This window comes from Falsiroseomonas oryzae, assembly GCF_027856955.1.
Lineage (GTDB): Bacteria > Pseudomonadota > Alphaproteobacteria > Acetobacterales > Acetobacteraceae > Falsiroseomonas > Falsiroseomonas oryzae.
In genome coordinates this window covers 1-21,535 of the sequence record NZ_JAPSMD010000051.1, presented here as the reverse complement: position 1 = coordinate 21,535, position 21,535 = coordinate 1, and the positions used below count along the sequence as shown (strand labels likewise).

Here is a 21,535-nt window from a genome sequence, read left to right as displayed (position 1 = left end):
AGCCCGCGCCCCCGCCCGAGCCCGAGCCCGTCACGCCGCCGCCGGCGGGGCTGGTGCTGGACGGCACGGCGGGCGACGACGCGCTGCGCGGCTCGGCGCGCAACGACGCGCTGTCCGGCCAGGGCGGCAACGACCACCTCTCCGGCCTGGCCGGCGCCGACACCCTCTCGGGCGGCGACGGCCGCGACACCCTCGTCGGCGGCCTCGGCGAGGACAGCCTCTCCGGCGGCGCCGGCAACGACGCGCTGCGCGGCAATGCCGGCAACGACGTGATCGCCACCGGCGCCGGCACCGACCGCGTCATGTTCGGCACCGGCGACGGCGCCGACCGCGTCACCGACTTCGCCCGCGGCACCGACCGCGTCCAGCTCGTCGGCGTCACCGCCGAGCAGGTCACCGCCTCGGTGAAGACGCTGGGCAGCCTGTCCGGGCTGGAGCTGCGCCTGCCCGGCGGCGAGACCCTGTTCCTGGAAGGTGTCGGCGCCAGCACGGCCCAGCAACTCGGCATTCCCGGCAGCTTCGCCCCAAGCGCGGGTGGCGGCTCGGGCACCGGCACGGGCGGCGGCACGCCCACCACCCCCACCGGCCCGACCCTGCCGGCCACCACCGCGACGGTGAGCGGCGGGGCGGGCGACGACTGGCTGAAGGGCGGCGCGGGCGCCGACCTGCTGCTGGGCGGGGCGGGCTCGGACGACCTGCAGGGGCTGGGCGGCAACGACGTGCTGCGCGGTGGCCTCGGCCATGACGGGCTGACCGGCGGGGCGGGGGCGGACACCTTCGTCTTCGCCCGCGGCGACGGGCCGGACTGGGTGGTGGACTTCCAGCCCGGGGTCGAGAAGCTGTGGCTGGAGGGGATCGGCGCGGGCGAGGTGGTGCAGACCGTCGAGACGCGCTGGGGGATGGTCGGGCTGGAGCTGGCCTTCGGCGGCGGCGACGAGGTCTTCCTGCAGGGCGTCGGCCAGAAGATCGCCGCCACCGACATCGTCTTCGCCTGAGGCAGGCAGGACCGCCGCGTCCGCTCCCTCCCTCCGCCACTCCTCCCTCCCCCGCACTTGCGGGGGAGGGTTGGGGTGGGGGCGCGACCGACCTGCCCGGGGCGGCGGACGGGGCTGATTCCGCTTCCCCCGGCGCGTCGTTCGCTCTATGTTCCCACCACCCCGGGCTGCCTCGCGTCCGGCCGCCCGGCCCTTCCGCCCCAGCCCGGCGAATTTGTCCGAAACGCGCGAACCACCCGAACGCGCCAAAGCGCCAAAGCGGCAAAGCACCACGGCGGCGCCCCCTCGACCGCGGCGCGGCGCTTGCTTAACTCCCTGTCATGACCGCGACCTCCATCGCCTTCCTGCTGAACGGCCAGCCCACCGCACTGCCCGCCGCCACCTCGCCCACCACCTCGCTGCTCGACTGGCTGCGCGGCACCGCACAGGGCGGGCCGGGCCTGACCGGCACCAAGGAAGGCTGCGCAGAAGGCGATTGCGGCGCCTGCACCGTGGTGCTGGAAGAGCCGGATGGCCGCCGCACGCCGATCAACGCCTGCCTGACCCTGCTCGGCCAGCTTCATGGCCGCGCCATCCGCACCGTGGAGGGGCTGCGCGGCCCCGATGGTGCGCCGCATCCGATCCAGGTCGCGATGGCGGAAAGCGATGGCACGCAATGCGGCTTCTGCACGCCGGGCATCGTCATGTCGGCCTGGGCACACTGCCGCACCGGTGGCGACCCGCATGAGGCGCTCGCCGGCAATCTCTGCCGCTGCACCGGCTACCGCCCGATCGTCGAGGTCTTCGAGCGGCTGGAGGATGACGGCGCGCGTCTGCCCGCCGCCGCCTTCCCGCCGCCGGCCGCCGCGCGCTTCGAGGCGCCGGGCCAGGCCTTCCACCTGCCGGCCACGCTGGACGAGTTGCTGGCCCTGCGCGCGGCGCACCCCGGCGCCTGGCTGCTGGCGGGCGGCACCGATCTCGGCCTGCGCGTCTCCGACCACCGCGAGGTGCCGGCCGAGGTCATCTGCCTGCTGAACGTGCCGGAGATGCATGCCGTGGAGGCGTCGCCGGCGGGGCTGCGCCTTGGCGCTGCCGTGTCCTATGCGCGGATGCTGCGGGCCTGCCGCGACGTGATCGGCCTGGTCGGGCTGGAGGGGCTGTTGGCGCGGCTCGGCTCGCGGCAGATCCGCGGGCTCGGCACGCTCGGCGGCAATCTCGGCACCGCCTCGCCGATCGGCGATGCGCTGCCGCCGCTGGTGGCGCTCGGCGCGACCGTCACGCTCGCCTCGGTCCGTGGCCGGCGCGAGCTGCCTGTGGAGCAGTTCCTCACGGGCTACCGGCGCAACGCCCTGGCGCCGGACGAGGTGATCCTCTCGGTCTTCCTGCCCGCCCCGCCGCCGGGGGCGCACTTCGCCTGCGAGAAGATCAGCAAGCGCCACGACCAGGACATCGCGACGGTCGGCGCCGCGATGCTGGTGGACATGGAAGGTGGGGTGGTCACCACGGCGCGCCTCGCCTTCGGCGGCGTTGCGGCGACGGTGGTGCGCGCGCGCAGCGCGGAGGCCGCGCTGCTCGGGCGCCCCTTCGACGCCGCCGCCGTGGCGGACGCGGCGAGGGCCTTGGAAGCGGATATCGCGCCGCTCTCGGACTGGCGCGGCTCGGCGGCCTATCGCCTGGCGGTGGCGCAGGGGCTGCTGCATCGGCTGCAGCTGCGCGCCACGCGCCCTGGCCTGCCCACGCATGTGATGGCCGTGATGGAGGGCGTGTGATGGACGGCACCACGACCCTGTCGCGGACGGGCGCCGGCGCCGCGCTGCGCCATGACAGCGCGCTGAAGCACTGCACCGGAGAGGCACGCTACGCCGACGACATCCCCGATGTGCCGGGCACGCTGCACGGCGCGCTGGTGCTCTCGACCGTCCCGCACGGCCGGCTGACAGCGCTGCGCACCGAGGCCGCGCGCGCCATGCCCGGCGTCGTCGCCGTGCTCGGCCCGCGCGACATCCCCGGCGAGAACGACGTCGCCCCCGCGGTGAAGGGCGAGCCGCTGTTTGCCGAGACGCTGGTGGAGTTCGCCGGCCAGCCGCTGGCGCTGGTGCTGGCCGCCACGCGCGACCAGGCGCTGCGCGCCGCCGCCGCGGTGACCGCCGAGGTCGAGGCGCTGGAGCCCGTGCTGAGCATCGAGCGCGCGCTGGAGCTCGGCCAGAACGTCATCGCGCCCCAGGTGATCCGCCGCGGCGATGCCGCCGCCGCCATCGCGCAGGCGCCCCGTCGCCTCTCCGCCGAGTTCCGCGCCGGCGGGCAGGAGCACTTCTACCTGGAAGGCCAGATCGCGCTGGCGACGCCGGGGGAGGGCGGCGACATGACCGTCGTCTCCTCCACCCAGCACCCGTCGGAGGTGCAGCACCTCGTCGCGCGCGTGCTGGGCTGCGACTTCAACCGCGTCACGGTCACCTGCCGGCGCATGGGCGGCGGCTTCGGCGGCAAGGAGAGCAACGCCAGCTGGGTCGCCGCCGCGGCGGCGCTCGGGGCACGCGTCACCGGGCGGCCGGTGAAGCTGCGCCTGTCGCGCCGCGCCGACATGATCGCCACCGGCAAGCGGCACCCCTTCCTCTACCGCTGGACCGCCGGCTTCGACGAGACCGGCCGCATCCTGGGGCTGGAGGCGCTGCTCGCGGCCGATGGCGGCTGGAGCACCGACCTCTCGGGCGGCGTGGTGTTCCGCGCCATCACCCATGCGCTCGGCCCCTGCGACGTGCCGGCGCTGACTCTGACGGCGCAGGCGGTGAAGACCAACACCGTCAGCCACACCGCCTTCCGCGGCTTCGGCGGCCCGCAGGGCGCGCTGCTGATCGAGGATGTGGTGCACCGCGTCGCCGCCGCGGCCGGCCTGCCGCCGGAGCAGGTGCGCGCGCGCAACTTCGCGGGCGTCGGCGGCAATGGCGAGGACACGCCCTACGGCCAGAAGCTGGAAGGCGACCTCATCGCGCGCGTCTGGGCGGAGGCGAAGCGCGATTCCGAGTGGGACCGCCGCCGCGCCGAGATCGCCGCCTTCAATGCTGCCCACCCCACGCTGCGGCGCGGCCTGGGGAGCATGGTGCTGGCCTTCGGCATCTCCTTCGGCATCCAGCACCTGAACCAGGCCGGCGCGCTGGTGCATGTCTATTCCGACGGCTCCATCCGCCTGAACCATGGCGGCACCGAGATGGGGCAGGGGCTGTTCATCAAGATCGCCCAGGTGGTCTGCGACGTCTTCGGCGTGGATCTCGACCGCATCGCCATCACCGCGACCAGCACGGCGGAGGTGCCGAACACCGCGCCGACCGCGGCCTCTACCGGGTCCGACCTGAATGGCTGGGCCGCGCACAACGCCGCCGTCGCGATCCGCGGCCGCATGGCGGAAGTGGCGGCGGCGAAATGGGGGATCGCGCCGGAGGCGGTGGTCTTCGCCGACAACCGCGCCTGGGCCGAGCGCGCCGGCGCCAATCGCTGGTTCGACTTCGGCGAGCTCGCGAAGCTCTGCTTCCTGGAACGCGTCAGCCTCTCCGCCACCGGCCACTACCGCACGCCCGACATCCACTGGGACCCCAAGGCGATGCGCGGGCATCCCTTCTTCTACTTCTCCTACGGCGCCGCGGTGGCTGAGGTGGTGGTGGACACGCTGACCGGCGAGCATCGTTGCCTGCGTGCCGACCTGCTGCAAGATTGCGGCCGCAGCCTGAACCCCGCCGTGGATCGCGGCCAGATCGAGGGCGCCTTCGTGCAGGGGATGGGCTGGCTGACCTGCGAGGAGCTGTGGTGGGATGCCCACGGACGGCTGCGCACCGTCGGGCCCTCCACCTACAAGATCCCGGGCTCGCGCGACGTGCCGCCGGTGATGAACCTGCGGCTGCTGGAGGGCGCGCCGGCGCGGGTGGAGACGATCTTCCGCTCCAAGGCTGTCGGCGAGCCGCCGCTGCTGCTGGCGACCAGCGTGTGGAACGCGCTGAAGGACGCCATCGGCACGCCGGCGCTGGACCTGCCCGCGACGCCGGAGCGCGTGCTGATGGCGCTTCGAAACAGGGGCTGACGCGCGCGGGCAGGAGTGCGTTATCCTCCCGGCAGGCAGGTTGGGAGGCCATCATGGCAGGCCAGGGCAGTCCGGCGATACGGGCCTTCTTCGACGAGGCGACCAACACCATCAGCTACCTGGTCTGGGACCCCGCCACGATGCGCGGCGCGGTGATCGACCCGGTGCTGGACTGGGACAACCGCAGCGGCGAGGCCGACCTGAAATCGGCGCAGGCGGTGCTGGACGCCGCGCAGGCCGAGGGCGTCGCGGTGGATTGGGTGCTGGAGACCCATGTGCATGCCGACCACCTAACCGCCTCGCCCTGGATCAAGCAGCAGACCGGCGCGCGCATCGGCATCGGCGAGGGCGTGAAGCAGGTGCAGACCATCTTCCGCCCGGTCTTCGGGCTGGAGGACATGCTGCCGGAGGGCGGCGACTTCGACCACCTGTTCCGCGACGGCGAGCGCTTCCGCATCGGCACGCTGGACGTGGAGGTGATGCACCTGCCTGGCCACACCCCGGCCTGCGTCGCCTACCGCATCCTGCCGCCGCAATCGGAGCCCGACGGCGTCTCCGACGTCTTCGTCGGCGACACCATCTTCATGCACGACTACGGCACGGCGCGCTGCGACTTCCCGGGCGGGGACGCGCGCACGCTCTACCGCTCGATCCGCCGGTTGCTGGCGCTGCCGCCGGAGACGCGGCTGTGGATGTGCCACGACTACAAGGCGCCCGGCCGAGATGCCTATGCGTGGGAAAGCACGGTCGCAGCGCAGCGCGCGCAGAACCCGCATGTGCAGGACGGCAAGACGGAGGAGGAGTTCGTCGCCTTCCGCACGCAGCGCGACGCGAAGCTCTCGGCGCCCGCGCTGCTTCTGCCCTCCATCCAGGTGAACGTGCGCGCCGGCCGCTTCCCGAAGGCCGAGGCGAACGGGGTGCGCTACCTCAAGGTGCCGGTCACGCCGAAGCGGCCGGACGCCGCCTTGTCCTGAGCGTCGCGCCCCCGCAAGCTGGAACCCTCCCTCGCAAGCGGGAGGGGAGCGGGAAGCGGAGGAAGCATGCGCCTCGGCATGGTCGGGCTCGGCCGGATGGGCGGGAACCTGGTGCGGCGGCTGGCCAGGGCCGGCATCGGCGCTGTGGTCTGGGACCGCGACCCGGCGGCGGTCGCCGCGCTGGCCGCCGAAGGGGCCACTGGCGCCGCCGACCTCGCCGATCTCGTCGCGAAGCTGGATGCGCCGCGCGCCGTCTGGGTGATGCTGCCCGCCGGCGAGGCGACCGAGGGCGCGATCGCGGAGCTCGCAGGCCTGCTCGCGCCCGGCGACGTCGCGATCGATGGTGGCAACGGGATGTGGAAGGACGCGATCCGCCGCGCCGCGCTGCTGCGCGGCAAGGGCATCGACTTCCTGGACATCGGCACCTCCGGCGGCGTCTGGGGCCTGGCGCGTGGCTACTGCCTGATGATCGGCGGGCCGGCCGAACCGGTCGCACGCCTCGACCCGGTCTTTGCCGCACTCGCGCCCGGGGAAGCGGCGGCGCCGCCCACTCCGGGCCGCGATCTCGCCGCCGATCCCCGGCCGCCGCAGGGCTACGTGCATTGCGGCCCGAACGGCGCCGGGCATTTCGTGAAGATGGTCCACAACGCCATCGAATACGGGATGATGCAGGCGATGGCCGAAGGGCTGGAACTGCTGCAGCAGGCCGACAGCGACCGCCTGCCCGAGGAGCATCGCCTGCCGCTGAACGTCCCCGACGTCACGGAGGCCTGGCGGCGCGGCTCTGTCGTCGCCTCCTGGCTGCTCGACCTCACGGCGCAGGCGCTGGCGGCGGATGGGGAGCTGTCGTCCTACTCCGGCCGGGTTGGCGATTCCGGGGAAGGGCGTTGGGCGGTGCAGGCGGCGATCGAGAGCGCGGTGCCGGCGCCCGTGCTCTCCGCCGCGCTCTATGCGCGCTTCCGCTCGCGCCAGACCGGGCCCTTCGCCGACCGGGCGCTGAGCGCCATGCGCAACGCCTTCGGCGGGCATCTCGAACCGAAATGACGCCGCTGATCGTCCTCATGGGCGTCACCGGCGCCGGCAAGAGCACGGTCGGCACGCTGATCGCCGAACGCCTCGGCCTGCCCTTCCGCGACGCGGACGAGTTTCACCCGCCGGCCAACATCGCGAAGATGAGCAGCGGCCAGCCGCTGACGGACGACGATCGGTGGCCCTGGCTGGACGCGATCGGCGCGCATCTGGCGGCGCATCGCGGGCGGGGCTGCGTCGTCACCTGCTCCGCGCTGAAGCACGCCTATCGCGACCGCTTGCGCGCCGCGGTGCCGGATCTCCGCTTCGTGCACCTGCATGGAGACATGGCGCTGGTGGCCGCGCGCCAGGCGGCGCGGCAGGGCCACTTCATGCCGGCGAGCCTCGTCGCCAGCCAGTTCGCCACGCTGGAGGCACCGTCGTCGGAAGAAGGCGTGATCGCGCTGGATGTCGCCGCCACGCCCCAGGCGCTGGCCGAGGCGGCGATCGCGGCATTGAGGGAGACCGCCCGATGACCACCCCGTTCCGCGGCATCTACCCGATCCTCTACGCCTATTTCGGCACCGATGGCCGGCTCGACGAGGGCGCGATGCGCCGGCAGGTGCGCTGCTGCCTGGCCGGCGGCGCGCATGGCCTGGCGGTGCTGGGGCTCGCCACCGAGGTGAACAAGCTGAGCCCCGCCGAGAAGCGCGACGTCGTGCGGTGGTGCGCGGACGAGATCTCGCGCTGGAGCGCCGAGGAGATCGCCGGCCGCGTTCCGCTGGCCGTCACGGTGGCGGAGGCGACGGCGGAGGAGGCGGCGTCCTTCGTGCTGGATGCGGAGGCGCTCGGCGCGGACTGGTGCATCCTGCAGCCGCCCCCGGTGCGCGGCCTGCCGGAGAGCGAATACGTCGCCTGGTACGGGCTGGTCGCGGACCTCGTCGGGCGGCGCAGCGCCATCCCGCTCGGGATCCAGAACGCCGCGGCCTATATCGGCGTCGGGCTGACGCCCGGCGGCGTGGCCACGCTGGCGCGCAACCATGCCAATGTGAAGCTCATCAAGGCCGAGGACAGCGCGGTGGACGTGCAGCGGCTGGTCGAGGCGACCGGGGGCGCGCTGACCGTGTTCAACGGCCGCGCCGGGCTCGAGCTGCCGGACTGCCTGCGGGCGGGCTGCGCGGGAATGATCCCGGCGCCGGAATGCGCTGATATCCAGGCCCGCGTCTTCGACCTGATGGCGGCCGGCGACGCGGCCGGGGCGGAGGCGGAGTATCGCCGCATCCTGCCGATGATCGCTTTCGCCATGCAGGGCGTCGCCATGTTCCTCTGCTACGGCAAGCGCATGACCGCCTGGCGCATGGGCCTGCCCGAGGTGATCGAGCGCCCGCCGGCGCTGCCGCCGAGCCCCTTCGGCCTGGACTGCGCGCGCCGCTTCGCCGACGCCCTCGGCCCCTATCCCGGCGCGGAGGGACGTGCTTGAGTCCCGCGCGGAGGAAGGACACGCGAGGAACGTCCGTCGCGGCGGCGACCGCGGACGGGGGAACCTAGGTCATGCGCGTCGCCATCCTGTCCGACATCCACGCCAACCGCGAAGCCTTCGAGGCCTGCCTGGCCGATGCGGCGCGCCGCGGCGCCGAACGCCTGGTGATCCTGGGCGACATCGTCGGCTATGGCGCGGAGCCCGGCTGGGCGGTCGCCCGCACACGCGAACTGGCCGAGGCCGGCGCCATCGTCATCAAGGGCAACCACGATGAGGCCGCCGTCGCCGACCGCGGCGGCATGACGAGCGCAGCCGCCGCCGCCGCCGAGTGGACGCGCCAGGTGCTGGATGACGGCGCGAAGCAGTTCCTCGACCTGCTGCCGATGGAGGTGGAGGAGGACGACCGGCTCTACGTCCATGCCGGAGCGGAGCATCCGACGCTCTGGCACTACGTGCGCGACGCGGAGGATGCGCGGAAGAGCCTGGATGCGGTGCGCGCGCGCGTGGTGTTCTGCGGGCACACCCATGTGCCGAAGCTGTTCGGGCTGACCGCGGCGGCGAAGCTGGTGACCCACACGCCGCTGGCCGGCATCCCGGTGCCGCTGACGCGCCCGCGGCGATGGCTCGCGGTAGTCGGCGCGGTGGGCCAGCCGCGCGACGGCGATCCCGCGGCCGCCTATGCAATGCTGGACACCGAGGGCAACCACATCACCACCATCCGCGTGCCCTACGACGCGGCGGCGGCCGCGGAGAAGATCCGCGCCGCGGGCCTGCCGGAGGTGCTGGCCACCCGCCTGCTGCAGGGGCGCTGAGCATGACGCGGATGCTTGCCGAGGGCGACGAGATCGACGGCTTCCGCATCGGCGCGCGGCTGCATGTCGGCGGCATGGCGGTCCTGTGGGAAGCGACGCATCCCGACCACGGCATCCCGCTGCTCGTGAAAGTGCCGCGCCTGGCGGAAGGCGAGGACCCGGCGGCCATCGTCTCCTTCGAGATGGAGCAGATGATCCTGCCGCGCCTGGCCGGCCCGCATGTGCCGCGCTTCCTGGGCGCGGGCGGCTTCGACCGGCAGCCCTACCTGGCGATGGAACGCGTGCCCGGGGCGAGCCTGCTGCCGCTGGTGGAAAGCCTGCCCCTGCCGGTGGAGCGCATCGCCGCGATCGGCGCGCGTGTCGCCGATGCGCTGGAGGCGCTGCACCGGCAGCACGTGGTCCACCTGGACGTGAAGCCCTCCAACATCCTGACGCGCCCGACGGGCGAGGCGGTGCTGGTGGATTTCGGCCTGTCGCGCCACGCCCAGCTGCCCGACCTGATGGAGGAGGAGTTCCGCCTGCCCTACGGCACGGCGCCCTACATGGCGCCGGAGCAGATCATGGGCGTGCGCAGCGACCCGCGCAGCGACCTCTTCGCGCTGGGAGCGATGCTGTATTTCTTCACGACGGGCGAGCGGCCGCATGGCGAACCCCAGCGCCTGTCGGGTCTGAAGCGCCGGATCTGGCGCGACCCGCATCCGCCGCGCAAGCTGCGGCCGGACTGCCCGGAGTGGCTGCAGGAGATCATCCTGCGCTGCCTGGAGGTACTGCCGGAGCGGCGCCATCCCACCGCCGCGCAACTGGCCTTCGACCTGCGCCACCCCGACCAGGTTCCGCTGACCGCCCGTGCCCGCAAGCAGAAGCAGGATGGCTGGGCGAAGACCATCCAGCGCCGCTTCCATCCGGACCACCAGCCGCGCTTCGGCCGGCCGCAGCGGACGACGGAGGAAGCCGGCGGTGCGGCGCCGATCGTCGCCGTGGCGGTGGATCTCGGCGGCGCAGACGCGCCGCTGGATGCGGCGCTGCGCGACACGGTCGGGCACATCCTGGCGACGGTGCCGGGGGCGCGGCTCGCGTGCCTCAACGTGCTGCGGCAGAACCGCATCGCGCTCGACACCACGCTGGACGAGAGCGGCCAGAACAAGCACGTGCAGCGCCTGGTGGAGCTGAAGCACTGGGCGGCGCCGCTCGGCCTGCCGGAGGGGCGCGTGACCTACCACGTGCTGGAGGCGACCAGCCCCGCCGCAGCGATCCTGGACTACGCGCGGCAGAACGGCGTGGACCACATCGTGATGGGCGCGCGCGCGCAGTCGCTGCGGCGGCGCGTGCTGGGCAGCGTCTCGGCGGAGGTCGCCTCGGAAGCGCCGTGCAGCGTCACCGTGGTGCGGGCGCGCGGCGCCGCCGCCGTGGCAGAGGCAGCGGAGGCCGTGCAGGACGCCTGATCAGCCCGCGCGGTACGGCGCGAAGTCGGCGCGCCGGCTGCCCTCCAGCCCGCGCAGCAGCGCGACCCAGGCGGCGAAGCCCTCGGCGATCGCGCTCTCCCGCCAGTTCTCGTTCGGCGCGTGGAAATCCTCGTCGGCGGTGGCGAAGCTGAACATCACCGTGCCGATGCCGAGCACGCGGCGCACGATGTCGGTCAGCGGCAAGGTGGCGCCCATCCGCACGCGAAGCGGCTTCGTGCCCGTGGTGGCGGCCAGGGCGTTTTCGGCGGCGACCAGCAGAGGATGGTCGCCTTCCAGCAGCGTCGCCACCGTGCCGTCGCGTGTCGGCATGACCTCGAGCGTCGCGCCCTTGGGGCAATGCCGCCGCAGATGGGCTGCCACGGCCTCGGCGACCCTGCCGGGCACCTGGCCCGGCACCAGCCGCATCGAGAGCTTCGCATGCGCCTCGGCGGGAATGACGGTCTTGCCGCCCGCGCCGGTATAGCCGCCCCACATCCCGTTCACGTCGAGCGTCGGCTTCAGCCAGAGGCGTTCCAGGAACTCGGCGTTGCTGCGTCCGGACGGCGCGATGCCGATGGAGGCGTCATGCGCCGCCACGTCATACGGGATCGCGGTGAGCGCGGCGCGCTCTGCTTCGGTCACCGGCGGCACGCCATCGGCGAAGCCCTCGACGAGAATGGTCCCGTCCTCGTCATGCAGCGTCGACAGCAGTCGCGCCATGGCATGCAGCGCGTTCGGCGCGACGCCGCCATAGCGGCCGGAATGCAGGTCCTTCGCGGCAGTGCGCAGGGTGATCTCCATCGCCATGTTGCCGCGCGTGCCGATGGTCATGGTCGGCAGGTCGGCGCGCCAGCGCGCGCCATCGGCGGACAGCACCGCGTCGGCGGCGAAGCGGTCGCGATGCGACGAGAGCAGCGCGGCCATGGTGCGGGAGCCGATCTCCTCCTCGCCTTCCAGCAGGATCGTGACGTTGACCGGCAGACGGCCTTCCGCGGCGAGGTACGCGCCCAGCACTTCCATAGCGAGCAGCGACGGTCCCTTGTCGTCCGAGACGCCGCGCGCGTGCAGCCTTCCGTTGCGTGCGGTCAGCCCGAAGGGCGGAGAGGTCCAGGCGTCCACGGGATCGGGCGGCTGGACGTCGTAATGGCCATAGACCAGCAGCGTCGGCGCGTCCGGCCCCGCGCCGTGCCAGTGGGCGGTGACGGCGGGATGGCCGCCGGCGCCGATCTCCTCGACGTCCTTGAAGCCCATCGCGGCGAGGCGCCCGCGCCACCAGGCGCGCGCGGCGGCCATGCCCTCGGCATAGGCGGGGTCGGTGGAGACGGAGCGGCAGGCGACCAGTTCGCCCAGCCGCGCGACGAAGCCCGCGCGGTCGCCCAGCAGCTGCGCAAGGACGGCGTCGGTCAAGGGATCGCCTTCATGAGTTCCCCGAAGGTCTCTGCGGACTGCTCGCGCCGGCCTTCCTCGATGTCGGCGATCAGCCGGCCGACCGCGTTCAGCGCCGGGGTCGGGATGCCGAGCTCGGCCGCGAGCCTGGGCACGATGTTCAGCTGCGCGCCGGCCTCGGTCTTGCGCTTGCGCACAGCCAGGTCGCGCCAGATGCCGGAATGGGTCTTGGCGTTGGGCGCGTTGAAGTCCCGCAGCCAGTCCACGGCGCGATGCGCCTCCGCCACGTCGCGGCCCGGCGCGAAGGCCATCGGGTCGTACTGGCCGAAGCCGCGCGGCGTGACGCCGCGGGCCAGCGCCACCGCCACCACCTCCCGCCCCAGCGCCAGCCAGGCCGGGAAGCGCGACGGGTCGGCGAAGTTGGAAGTCATCGAATCGTGGTTCAGCGCGGTCGCGAAGAGCATCGCGCCATACGACATCTTGCCCCAGAGATAGCCCCAGATGTCGTCGGTCAGGATCGCGTCGGGCTCGAAGATGCGGAGCAGGTCGTGCATCTCCCGCGTGCGGTCGCGGACGGTCCCGTCAATTTCTCCGACGACGACAGCGCTGCGGCCACCGAACAGGATGCGGCCCGGCGCGTGCCAGTCGGCGCTGAAATTCACGAAGCAGCCCATGGTGCGCCCGGCGCCCACCGCCTCGGCGATCTCGATCTCGTTCAGCCCGTTCTGGGCGGACAGCACGAAGCCATCCGGCGCGAGGTGCGGCGCCAGCATCGGCAGCGCGGCCTTCGTGGCCTGCGCCTTCACCGCCAGCACGATGCGTCGATAGGTGCCGGTCAGTTCCTCCGGCGTCACGGCGGGGATGACGACGGTGAACTCCTCGATGGGGCCGAAGATGGTCACGCCCGTGGTGCGGCAGGCCTCCACATGCTCCCGCACCGTATCCACCAGCAGCACGTCGTGGCCGGCGCGCGCCCAATAGGCGCCGAGCGTGCCGCCGATGGCGCCAGCGCCCCAGATGACTATCGTGTCGGCCATGGGCCTTCCAGTGCCTCGCGTGTCTCGGCGACGCCAGCCTCCCAGATGGCCTGCGTCACCTCGTCCGGCAGTTGCCACGGCCCGCCGAAGGATCCGTCGCCCAGCATCTCGCGCACCCTGGCCGGTGGCGACGCCTTCATCAGCGCGGTGTTCACGGACTGCTTGCGCCCTTCTGTCGCGGGCGCGTGGGGCAGCCGCGTCCAGGGGAAGTTCTCGAACCAGTTGCCGTGGCTGGCCGAGGGATCGGCGGCCATGGCGGCGGCCCAGCTGCGCGGCGCGTTGTACCAGTTGTGGAACCTGATCGAGAGCTCCGGCCGCTCGGTCATCATCTGCAGCGCCAGCGCGCCGACCGGGGCGTTGCCGCCATGGCCGTTGACGATCAGGATGCGCCGGAAGCCGGCATTCGCCACGCTCTCGACCAGGTCGCGCGCCACCGCCAGCAGCGTCTCCACGCGCAGGCTGACGCTGCCCGGGAAGGCCGCGAAATAGGGCGCGAGGCCGAAGGGCATCGCCGGATAGACCGGCACGCCGAGCGGCTCCGCTGCCTCCACCGCCACGCGCTCGGCCAGGATGGCATCGACGCAGAGCGAGAGCTGGGCGTGCTGTTCCGTGCTGCCGAAGGGCAGCACGCAGCGGTCGTCGCGCGTCAGGTACTCCTCGATATCGCGCCAGTTGCAGTCGGCGATCCTCAAGGCGTCACCGGCTGACCGGCGTCACGTCCCATGCGTAGGTCTCCTCGTCGCTGCGGCCGACGCGCAAGGTCACGCGGTCGCGCCGCATCGCCCAGGCCGAGCCGACAGCGGCGATCGGGATCACGACGCGTTCCGCCGTGAACAGCGCGCCGACGCGCTGCAGCAGTTCCTCGCGCTTCTTGTCGTCCAGCTCGACATTGGCGGCCTGGATCAGCCGGTCGATCTCGGGGTTGGAGAAGCCCCAGAAGTTGAAGGCGCCGAGTCGCAGCTCGCGGTTGGCGGTATGCGCGTTGGCGGCGTAGTAGTAGTTGGCTTCGCCCGTCAGCGTGCCCCAGCCCGCCATGGTGTTGGAGAGCTCGCCGCGTGCGCGGGCCGGGAAGATCACCGCGGCGGGCTGGCCGGCGGCCTGCACCTCGATGCCGATACGCGCCAGCATCTGCGCGATGGACGTGCCGACGGCATTGTCGCCCGGCAGGCGGTTGTTGCTGAAGTTCAGCACCATGCGGAAGCCGTTCGGGAAGCCCGCCTCCGCCAGGAGCTGGCGCGCGCGCGCGACGTTCGGCGTGGGGATGGTGAGCTGCGGATTGTAGCCGAAGATGCCGGGCGTCACCATCTGGCTCTGCGGCGTGCCGAGCCCTTCCATGGCCACTTCCGCCAGCGCGCGGCGGTCGATGGCCAGGTCGATCGCTTCCCGCACGCGCGGGTCGCGATAGGGGTTGGCGGCCAGGCGCGAGCCGTCGCGCGCGGTCACCTGCGGCGTGGGCTCACGCTGGTCCAGCGCCAGGTTGAAGACGTAGACCGTCTCCGCCTTCACCACCGTCATGTTGCGGTCGCGCTCGAGCGTCGGGACGTCGGCGGCAGGGACGCGGACGATCATGTCCACCTGGCCGGTGCGCAGCTGCGCCACGCGCGCGGCGGGGTTGGCGATCTCGCGCCGGACGTGCCGCGCCCAGGCAGGGCGGCCGCCCCAGTAGCCCTCGAAGCGGTCGACCGTGAACTGCTCGCGCGGCGTCCACGAGCCGAAGCGGTAGGGGCCCGTGCCGATCGCGGCGCGGCCGCTGTTGAAGGCCTCGTTGCTGTTCTCCGGCGTCAGCCCCGCGGTGGCGCGGGCGGAAGTCACGAACAGGCGGATGAAGTCGTTCGGCAGCGTGGGCGCGGGGCCATCGGTGACCACCTGCAGCGTGTGCGGATCCACCACGCGGACTTCCCGCACGCGGCGGACGTAGATGCTGGTGGGGTTCGGGCCGGACAGCGTCTGCATCCGGCGGATCGAGGCCGCGACGTCCTCCGCCGTCATGTCGGAGCCGTCGTGGAACTTCACGCCGCGGCGCAGGCGGAACTCCCATGTGGTCGGATCGACGATGCGCCAGGATTCCGCGAGCCCCGGCTCGATCTGCAGCCGGTCGCCGGAATGCGTCAGCGTGTCGAAGACGTGCTTGAGCGATTCCGAGTGGGTGCCGGTGGCCGTGAAATGCGGGTCGATGCTCTCCGGCCCGGCGATGACGCCCATGGTGAGCGTCTGGGCGGTCGCGGTGCCCATCGTGAAGGCGGTTGCCGCGGCACAAGCAAGCAGATGGCGTCGCATCGGTCGGGGTCCCCGGAAGCTTCCTGCGAACCCATGCTAGGAACGGCTTGCGCCCGCTGTCCATGCCCCGATACTGCGGGTGATGCTCGGCTACGTGATCCAGCGCCTGATCCAGGCTGCCATCGTCATGCTGGCCATGTCGGCGCTGGTCTTCGTCGGCGTGTATGCCATCGGCAACCCCATCGACGTGCTGATCTCCCCGGACGCGACGCAGGACATCCGGGAAGCCGCGATCCGCCACTATGGGCTGGACCTGCCGCTTTGGCAGCAATACCTGGCCTTCCTGGGCCGGCTGCTGCAGGGCGACCTCGGGCGGTCCTTCGTGCTCAACATGCCCGTGCTGGACCTGGTGCTCAGCCGGCTGCCGGCCACGCTGGAACTGGCGCTGGCGTCGGTGCTGATCGGCGCCTTCATCGGCATCCCGCTCGGCGTCTATGCGGGCTACCGGCCGGACAGCGTGCTGTCGCGCGCGATCATGGCGCTCTCGGTGCTCGGCTTCTCGGTGCCGACCTTCTGGATCGGGCTGATCCTGATCCTGACCTTCGCCGTCAACCTGGGCTGGCTGCCGGCCGGCGACCGCGGGCCGACGGTGGAGGTGCTGGGCGTCGGCTGGTCCTTCCTGACCTGGGAGGGACTGCAGTTCCTGGCGCTGCCGGCGCTGAACCTCAGCCTGTTCAAGCTGGCGATGATGATCCGCCTGTCGCGCGCCGGCACACGGGAGGTGATGCTGTCGGATACCGTGAAGTTCGCCCGCGCGGCGGGGCTTTCGGAGTACACCATCCTGCGCCGGCACGTGCTGCGGCTGATCTCCATCCCGCTGGTCACCGTCTTCGGGCTGGAGTTCGGCTCCACGCTGGCCTTCGCGGTGGTGACGGAGACCATCTTCTCCTGGCCGGGGGTGGGGAAGCTGATCATCGATTCCATCACCTCGCTGGATCGGCCGGTGATGGTCGGCTACCTCGTGCTCGTCGCCTTCCTGTTCGTGACGATCAACCTGGTCGTGGACCTGACCTATGCGCTGCTGGACCCGCGGCTGCGCCGCGGCGGGCGCGCGGCATGACCGCATCCGATGACCGCAGGGCGCAGCCGCGTGCGGCGAGCACCGGAGGTCTGAATCGGATGCGCAGACCATGACCTCCTTCTGGCAGGAGTATCGCGAGAACTGGATTGCGGTGGTCGCGCTGGCCGTGGTGCTGCTGGTGGTCGCCGCGGCGCTGCTGGCGCCCTGGATCACGCCGCAGGATCCCTACGACCTGGCGAACCTGAACCTGCGGGATGCGCGGCGCCCGCCGGGCTTCGTCGGATCGAATGGCTACGTGCATTGGCTGGGGACGGATGCGCAGGGGCGCGACCTGTTCTCCGCCATCCTCTACGGCCTGCGCATCTCGCTGCAGATGGGCATCGCGGCGGGCGCGGTGGCGATGGCGCTAGGCGCCACGCTCGGCATCCTGGCGGCCCATGCGGGTGGGCGGATCGAGCAGGCGATCATGCGCGTGGTGGACCTGCAACTGTCCTTCCCGGCCATCCTGCTGGCGCTGGTGCTGGTGGCGGTGCTGGGGCAGGGCAAGGTGCCGCTGGTGATCGCGCTCGTCACCGCGCAATACGCCTATTTCGCCCGCACCGCCTACGGCGCGGCCACGGCCGAGCGGCAGAAGGACTATGTGGAGGCGGCGCGCGCCACGCCGCTGCCCGGGCATCGCGTCGTGTTCCGCCACATCCTGCCGAACTGCCTGCCGCCGCTGATCGTGGTGGGCACGGTGCAGGTGGCGAATGCGATCGCGCTGGAGGCGACGCTGTCCTTCCTCGGCCTCGGCCTGCCGCCGACCGAGCCCTCGCTCGGCATGCTGATCGCCAACGGCTTCCAGTACATGATGAGCGGACGGACCTGGATCTCGGTCTATCCGGGCGTCGCGTTGATCGTGCTGATCGTCGCCATCAACGTCGTCGGGGACCAGCTGAGGGACCAGTTCAATCCGAGATTGAGACGATGAGGCCTCAGGCGCCGGCGCGCCCTCCGGGCGCTTGGCTTTCGCGCCGACGCGCTGTTGCGCTTGCGGGGCGGTTGTTCTGCGCGCGCCGGCCGCGTTGCAGCCGGAGCGATCGGTGAGCGCGCCGCTGCTCGAGGTGCGCGACCTGCGCACGCACTTCTTCACGCGCGCGGGCGTGGTGAAGGCGGTGGAAGGCGTGTCCTTCACGCTGGAGCGCGGGGAGATCCTCGGCCTGGTGGGCGAATCGGGATCCGGCAAGACGGTGACAGGCTTCTCGCTGATCGGCCTGGTCGATCCGCCCGGCCGGATCGCGGGCGGCTCCATCCGCTTCGACGGGCGGGATCTGGTCGGCCTGCCGCCCGGCGAGATGCGCGCCATCCGCGGAAAGCGCATCGCCATGGTCTTCCAGGACCCGGCCGCGACGCTCAACCCGGTGATGACCATCGGCACGCAGATGGCGCTGGCGGTGCAGGCGCATGGCGGCGCCGGGGAGCGTGCCGCCCGCGACCTGGCGGGGCGGACGCTGGCGCGCGTCGGCATCCCCGACGCGGCGGCGCGTCTGGATGCCTATCCGCACGAATTCTCCGGCGGCATGCGCCAGCGCGTCGCCATCGCCGTCGCGCTGCTGCACGGGCCGGAGCTGATCATCGCCGACGAGCCGACCACCGCGCTGGATGTCTCGATCCAGGCGCAGATCCTGGCGGAGATGAAGCAGCTGGCGCGGCAATCCGGCACCGCGCTGATCTGGATCAGCCACGACCTGGCTACCGTGTCCTCGCTCGCCGACCGGGTTCTGGTGATGTATGCGGGCCGCATCGTGGAGAGCGGGCCGGTTTCCGCCGTGCTGCGCGCGCCGCTGCACCCGTACACGCGCGGCCTGCTGGACAGCCTGCCGGCCATGGCGCGGCCGGGCGAGAAGCTGAACCAGATCCCCGGCAGCACGCCCTCCCTGCTGTCACTGCCGCCGGGCTGCCCCTTCGCGCCGCGCTGCCCGCGCGCGACCGAGGCCTGCCGCACCGATCCGCCGGTGGTCACGCGGCCGGGACGCCTCGCGCTGTGCCACCACCCGCTGGAGGCGGCGGCATGAGCGCAATCCTGGAGGCGCGGCACGTCACGCGGCGCTTCACGCCGCGCATCACGCTGGGCGACCGCATCGCCCTGCTGCTCGGCGCGAAGGTGGACCGCCGCGCGGTGCAGGCGGTGACCGACGTCTCCATCGCCGTGCAGCAGGGCGAGACGCTGGGCCTGGTGGGGGAGAGCGGCTGCGGCAAGTCCACGCTGGGGCGCATGCTCGCGGGCATCCTGCCGCCGACGGAAGGCGATGTGCGGCTGTCCGGCGCGGCGCCCATGCGCGGCAAGCACAAGACCACCACGCGTATCCAGACCGTCTTCCAGGACCCTTACGCCTCGCTGAACCCGCGCATCCGAATCGGCGAGGCGATCGCCGAAGGGCCGGTGGCGCATGGCCTGGTCACACGCGCCGGGGCGCCGGCGATGGTGGCGGAGTGGCTGCGGCGCGTCGGTCTCGACCCCGGCTTCGCCACGCGCTTCCCGCACCAGTTCTCCGGTGGGCAGAGGCAGCGCGTGGCCATCGCGCGCGCGCTGGCGATGCAGCCGGAGGTGCTGGTCTGCGACGAGCCGGTCGCCTCGCTGGACGTCTCGATCCAGGCGCAGATCCTGAACCTGTTCCTCGACCTGCGGCAGGACCTCGGGCTCACCTGCCTGTTCATCTCCCATGACCTCAGCGTGGTGCGGCATGTCAGCGACCGCGTCGCGGTGATGTATCTCGGCCGCATCGTGGAGATGGGGGAGGCGGCGCGCGTCTATGCCGCGCCACGCCATCCCTACACGCAGGGGCTGCTCGACAGCGTGCCGAAGCTGATGCTCGAGGGGAACGAGGGGATCAGCTTCCGGCCGATCGCGGGGGAACTGCCCTCGCCGCTCTCGCCGCCGTCCGGCTGCGCCTTCCATCCGCGCTGCCCGAAGGCGACGGAACTCTGCCGGCGGGAGAGGCCGCCGCTTTCGCCGCGCGAGGACGGCACGCTGGTGGCGTGCCATCACGCCTGATCGGGTGCGATCCACGCTCCGGCAACCATTCGCGCGGTAGCTCCGTGGCGAGCGGAGCGCGCGAGGAGGCAATGCGCGGCATCATTCTGGCGGCCCTGTCGATCCTGCTGGCCACCGGTGCAGCGGCCCAGACGGTGCACCTGGGCCTGGTCGAGCGGTGGTTCTTCGTGCTGTCGCATCTGCAGGATGCGCGGCTGTGCATCCGGGACGACGACCCGCTGCGGCCCGGTCTGGAGACGCTGGCCCGCGACACCACGCAGCGCGCCACGCGCGCGATCGGCAGCGATTACGAGAAGGGCATGCTGGCTGGCCGCCTGATCGAGCTGGCGCGGATCAGGGGCGAGGCGAGCCTGGACGAGGATGCCTGCCAGCGCATCCTCGCCGGTCTGGCGCGCGGCCTGCTGCGCATGCAGCTGCACTGAATCCGCGGCGGCGGCTCAGAACGCGACCTTGTCGCCGCCCTTCAGGCTGAGGATCTCGCGCGCCTCGTCCGGTGTCGCGACCTGCAGGCCCAGCCCCTCGATGACCTGGCGCGCCAGGCGCACCTGCTCGGCATTGCTCTCGGCGAGCTTGCCGGGGCCGGCCCAGAGGCTGTCCTCCAGCCCGACGCGGACGTTGCCTCCCATCGCCGCGGCCATCGCCGCGACGCGCAGCTGCGACGCGCCGGCGCCGAGCACGCTCCACTTGTAGGCGTCGCCGAACAGCCGGTCGGCGGTGCGCTTCATGTGCAGCACGTCCTCCGGATGGCTGCCGATGCCGCCCTGGATGCCGAACACGGTCTGGATGAACAGCGGCGCCTTCACCAGCCCGCGGTCGAGGAAATACTTCAGGTTGTAGAGATGCGCCGTGTCGTAGCACTCGAACTCGAAGCGGGTGTCGTTCTCGGCGCAGGTCGTCAGGATGTACTCGATGTCGGCGAAGCTGTTGCGGAAGACGATGTCCTTGTTGGCCAGGTAGTCGGCCTCCCACTGGTGCTTGAAGGTCTTGAAGCGGTTCAGCATCCCGAACAGGCCGAAATTCATCGAGCCCATGTTGAGCGACGCGACCTCTGGTCGGAACTGCGCCGCGGGGGCCACGCGCTGCTGGATGGTCATGGTCGGCGCGCCGCCGGTGGTCAGGTTCAGCACGCAGTCGCTGCGCTGCTTGATCACCCGCAGGAAGGGCGCGAAGGCCTCCGGCGTCTGGTCGGGGCGGCCGTCCTGCGGGTTGCGGGCGTGCAGGTGGACGATGGCGGCACCGGCCTCCGCTGCGCCGATCGCGGCATCCGCGATCTCCTGCGCGGTGACGGGCAGGTGCGGCGACATGGAGGGCGTGTGGATGGCGCCGGTCACGGCGCAGGTGATGATGACCTTGCGGTCGAGCTTGCCGGACATCGTGGCCTCCCTCTGGACTGGCCGCAGGGTGGCGGCGGCAGGCGCTCGGGACAAGCCTGGCTAGCGCCGGCGCCCCGCGAGGGCCAGCAGCGCGCCTTCCGCAGCGAAGGCCAGCGCGGCCGTCGCCGCGGCGCCCTGCACCACCAGCACCTGGTTCTGGTTCTGCAGCCCGAGCACGATGGGCGTGCCGAGCGTGGTGGCGCCCGCCAGCGCGCCCACCGCCGCGGTGGCGACCGCCAGCACCGTCGCCACGCGAAGCCCGTCCAGCACCAGCGGCCAGGCCAGCGGCATCTCGACCTCCGCCAGGATGCGGGCGGGGGGGACGCCGATGGCCTCGGCCGCGTCGCGCGCATCGGGGGGAACGGAGTCCAGCGCGGCGACGGTGGCGCGGAGCACCGGCATCAGCCCGTAGAGCACCAGGGCCAGCGCGGTCGGCCACAGCCCGAAGCCGAAGGCCGGTACGGCGAGCGCCACCACGACGACGGGCGGAACCGCCTGCCCCGCCGCGGCCAGCGCATCCGCCGCCGGCCGCATCCCGCGCCCGGCAGGGCGCGTCACCCAGACGCCGAGCGCGAGGCCGAGCAGCGCGGCGGGCACCACGCCGACCAGTGCCAGCCCGGCATGAGCCAGTGCGAGGCCCGCCAGGCG

20 protein-coding genes are annotated in these 21,535 nt (G+C 72.3%); 14 read left to right on the top strand and 6 right to left on the bottom strand.

The annotated features are described in order from the left end of the window. The 9 genes from OZN99_RS07975 to OZN99_RS07935 form a co-directional block, all read left to right on the top strand. Nucleotides 1-995 (top strand): calcium-binding protein (locus OZN99_RS07975; RefSeq protein WP_270934673.1); only part of this gene is annotated, 995 nt, incomplete at its 5' end. A 320-nt stretch (nt 996-1,315) separates the two neighbouring features. Then, nucleotides 1,316-2,743 carry a xanthine dehydrogenase small subunit gene (locus tag OZN99_RS07970; protein WP_270934672.1) on the top strand — a complete coding sequence of 476 codons (1,428 nt, stop codon included), beginning with the start codon at nt 1,316-1,318 and terminating at the stop codon, nt 2,741-2,743. After that, nucleotides 2,743-5,043 (top strand): xanthine dehydrogenase molybdopterin binding subunit, encoded by a 2,301-nt coding sequence (xdhB, locus tag OZN99_RS07965; protein ID WP_270934671.1) that lies wholly within the window; start codon nt 2,743-2,745, stop codon nt 5,041-5,043. Before OZN99_RS07970 ends, xdhB begins: the two co-directional genes overlap by 1 nt. 53 nt (nt 5,044-5,096) lie before the next feature. After that, entirely contained in the window at nt 5,097-6,017 is a 921-nt protein-coding gene (locus OZN99_RS07960) for an MBL fold metallo-hydrolase (RefSeq protein WP_270934670.1), read from the top strand. A 66-nt stretch (nt 6,018-6,083) separates the two neighbouring features. Beyond that, entirely contained in the window at nt 6,084-7,061 is a 978-nt protein-coding gene (gene gnd / locus OZN99_RS07955) for a phosphogluconate dehydrogenase (NAD(+)-dependent, decarboxylating) (RefSeq protein ID WP_270934669.1), read from the top strand. Beyond that, nucleotides 7,058-7,561 (top strand): gluconokinase, encoded by a 504-nt coding sequence (locus OZN99_RS07950; RefSeq protein WP_270934668.1) that lies wholly within the window; start codon nt 7,058-7,060, stop codon nt 7,559-7,561. The genes gnd and OZN99_RS07950 overlap by 4 nt, the downstream gene beginning before the upstream one ends. After that, entirely contained in the window at nt 7,558-8,505 is a 948-nt protein-coding gene (locus OZN99_RS07945; RefSeq protein ID WP_270934667.1) for a dihydrodipicolinate synthase family protein, read from the top strand. The genes OZN99_RS07950 and OZN99_RS07945 overlap by 4 nt, the downstream gene beginning before the upstream one ends. Nucleotides 8,506-8,576: 71 nt before the next feature. Next, nucleotides 8,577-9,317 (top strand): metallophosphoesterase family protein, encoded by a 741-nt coding sequence (locus OZN99_RS07940; protein WP_270934666.1) that lies wholly within the window; start codon nt 8,577-8,579, stop codon nt 9,315-9,317. 2 nt (nt 9,318-9,319) lie between these two features. Continuing rightward, nucleotides 9,320-10,759, top strand: a complete 1,440-nt coding sequence (locus tag OZN99_RS07935; protein WP_270934665.1) for a serine/threonine protein kinase — start codon at nt 9,320-9,322, stop codon at nt 10,757-10,759. Here OZN99_RS07935 and OZN99_RS07930 read toward each other — a convergent pair whose 3' ends face one another. Genes OZN99_RS07930 through OZN99_RS07915 form a run of 4 tightly spaced genes read right to left on the bottom strand, consistent with a single transcriptional unit; the run spans nt 10,760 to nt 15,459 of the window. After that, on the bottom strand, nt 10,760-12,166 hold the full coding sequence (locus OZN99_RS07930; protein WP_270934664.1) for a M20/M25/M40 family metallo-hydrolase: 1,407 nt from the start codon (nt 12,164-12,166) through the stop codon (nt 10,760-10,762). Beyond that, the gene (locus tag OZN99_RS07925; protein ID WP_270934663.1) at nt 12,163-13,182 is read right to left on the bottom strand and encodes a ketopantoate reductase family protein; all 1,020 of its coding nucleotides are present in this window, start codon (nt 13,180-13,182) and stop codon (nt 12,163-12,165) included. Before OZN99_RS07925 ends, OZN99_RS07930 begins: the two co-directional genes overlap by 4 nt. Continuing rightward, nucleotides 13,167-13,874: a creatininase family protein gene (locus OZN99_RS07920; protein ID WP_270934662.1), complete on the bottom strand. Its 708-nt coding sequence runs from the start codon at nt 13,872-13,874 to the stop codon at nt 13,167-13,169. Before OZN99_RS07920 ends, OZN99_RS07925 begins: the two co-directional genes overlap by 16 nt. A gap of 4 nt (nt 13,875-13,878) precedes the next feature. Continuing rightward, entirely contained in the window at nt 13,879-15,459 is a 1,581-nt protein-coding gene (locus OZN99_RS07915) for an ABC transporter substrate-binding protein (RefSeq protein ID WP_270934661.1), read from the bottom strand. Between the two features lie 82 nt (nt 15,460-15,541). On the opposite strand from OZN99_RS07915, the gene OZN99_RS07910 reads away from it, so the two are divergent. The 5 genes from OZN99_RS07910 to OZN99_RS07890 all read left to right on the top strand — a co-directional run bounded on the left by OZN99_RS07910 (nt 15,542) and on the right by OZN99_RS07890 (nt 19,936). After that, complete coding sequence (locus tag OZN99_RS07910; RefSeq protein ID WP_270934660.1) at nt 15,542-16,519, top strand: ABC transporter permease; 978 nt, start codon at nt 15,542-15,544, stop codon at nt 16,517-16,519. A gap of 70 nt (nt 16,520-16,589) precedes the next feature. Beyond that, entirely contained in the window at nt 16,590-17,450 is an 861-nt protein-coding gene (locus OZN99_RS07905) for an ABC transporter permease (RefSeq protein WP_270934659.1), read from the top strand. A gap of 112 nt (nt 17,451-17,562) precedes the next feature. Continuing rightward, nucleotides 17,563-18,534 (top strand): ABC transporter ATP-binding protein, encoded by a 972-nt coding sequence (locus tag OZN99_RS07900; protein ID WP_270934658.1) that lies wholly within the window; start codon nt 17,563-17,565, stop codon nt 18,532-18,534. Continuing rightward, nucleotides 18,531-19,514: an ABC transporter ATP-binding protein gene (locus tag OZN99_RS07895; protein WP_270934657.1), complete on the top strand. Its 984-nt coding sequence runs from the start codon at nt 18,531-18,533 to the stop codon at nt 19,512-19,514. Before OZN99_RS07900 ends, OZN99_RS07895 begins: the two co-directional genes overlap by 4 nt. A 71-nt stretch (nt 19,515-19,585) precedes the next feature. Then, nucleotides 19,586-19,936, top strand: coding sequence for a hypothetical protein (locus OZN99_RS07890; RefSeq protein ID WP_270934656.1), 351 nt, complete (start codon nt 19,586-19,588; stop codon nt 19,934-19,936). Nucleotides 19,937-19,951: 15 nt separating this feature from the next. On the opposite strand, the gene OZN99_RS07885 is transcribed toward OZN99_RS07890, so the two are convergent. Further along, a complete protein-coding gene (locus OZN99_RS07885; RefSeq protein ID WP_270934655.1) occupies nt 19,952-20,887 on the bottom strand; it encodes a BKACE family enzyme in 936 nt (311 codons plus the stop codon). 60 nt (nt 20,888-20,947) lie between these two features. Next, a partial coding sequence (locus OZN99_RS07880) for an ABC transporter permease subunit (RefSeq protein WP_270934654.1) occupies nt 20,948-21,535 on the bottom strand: 588 nt, incomplete at its 5' end.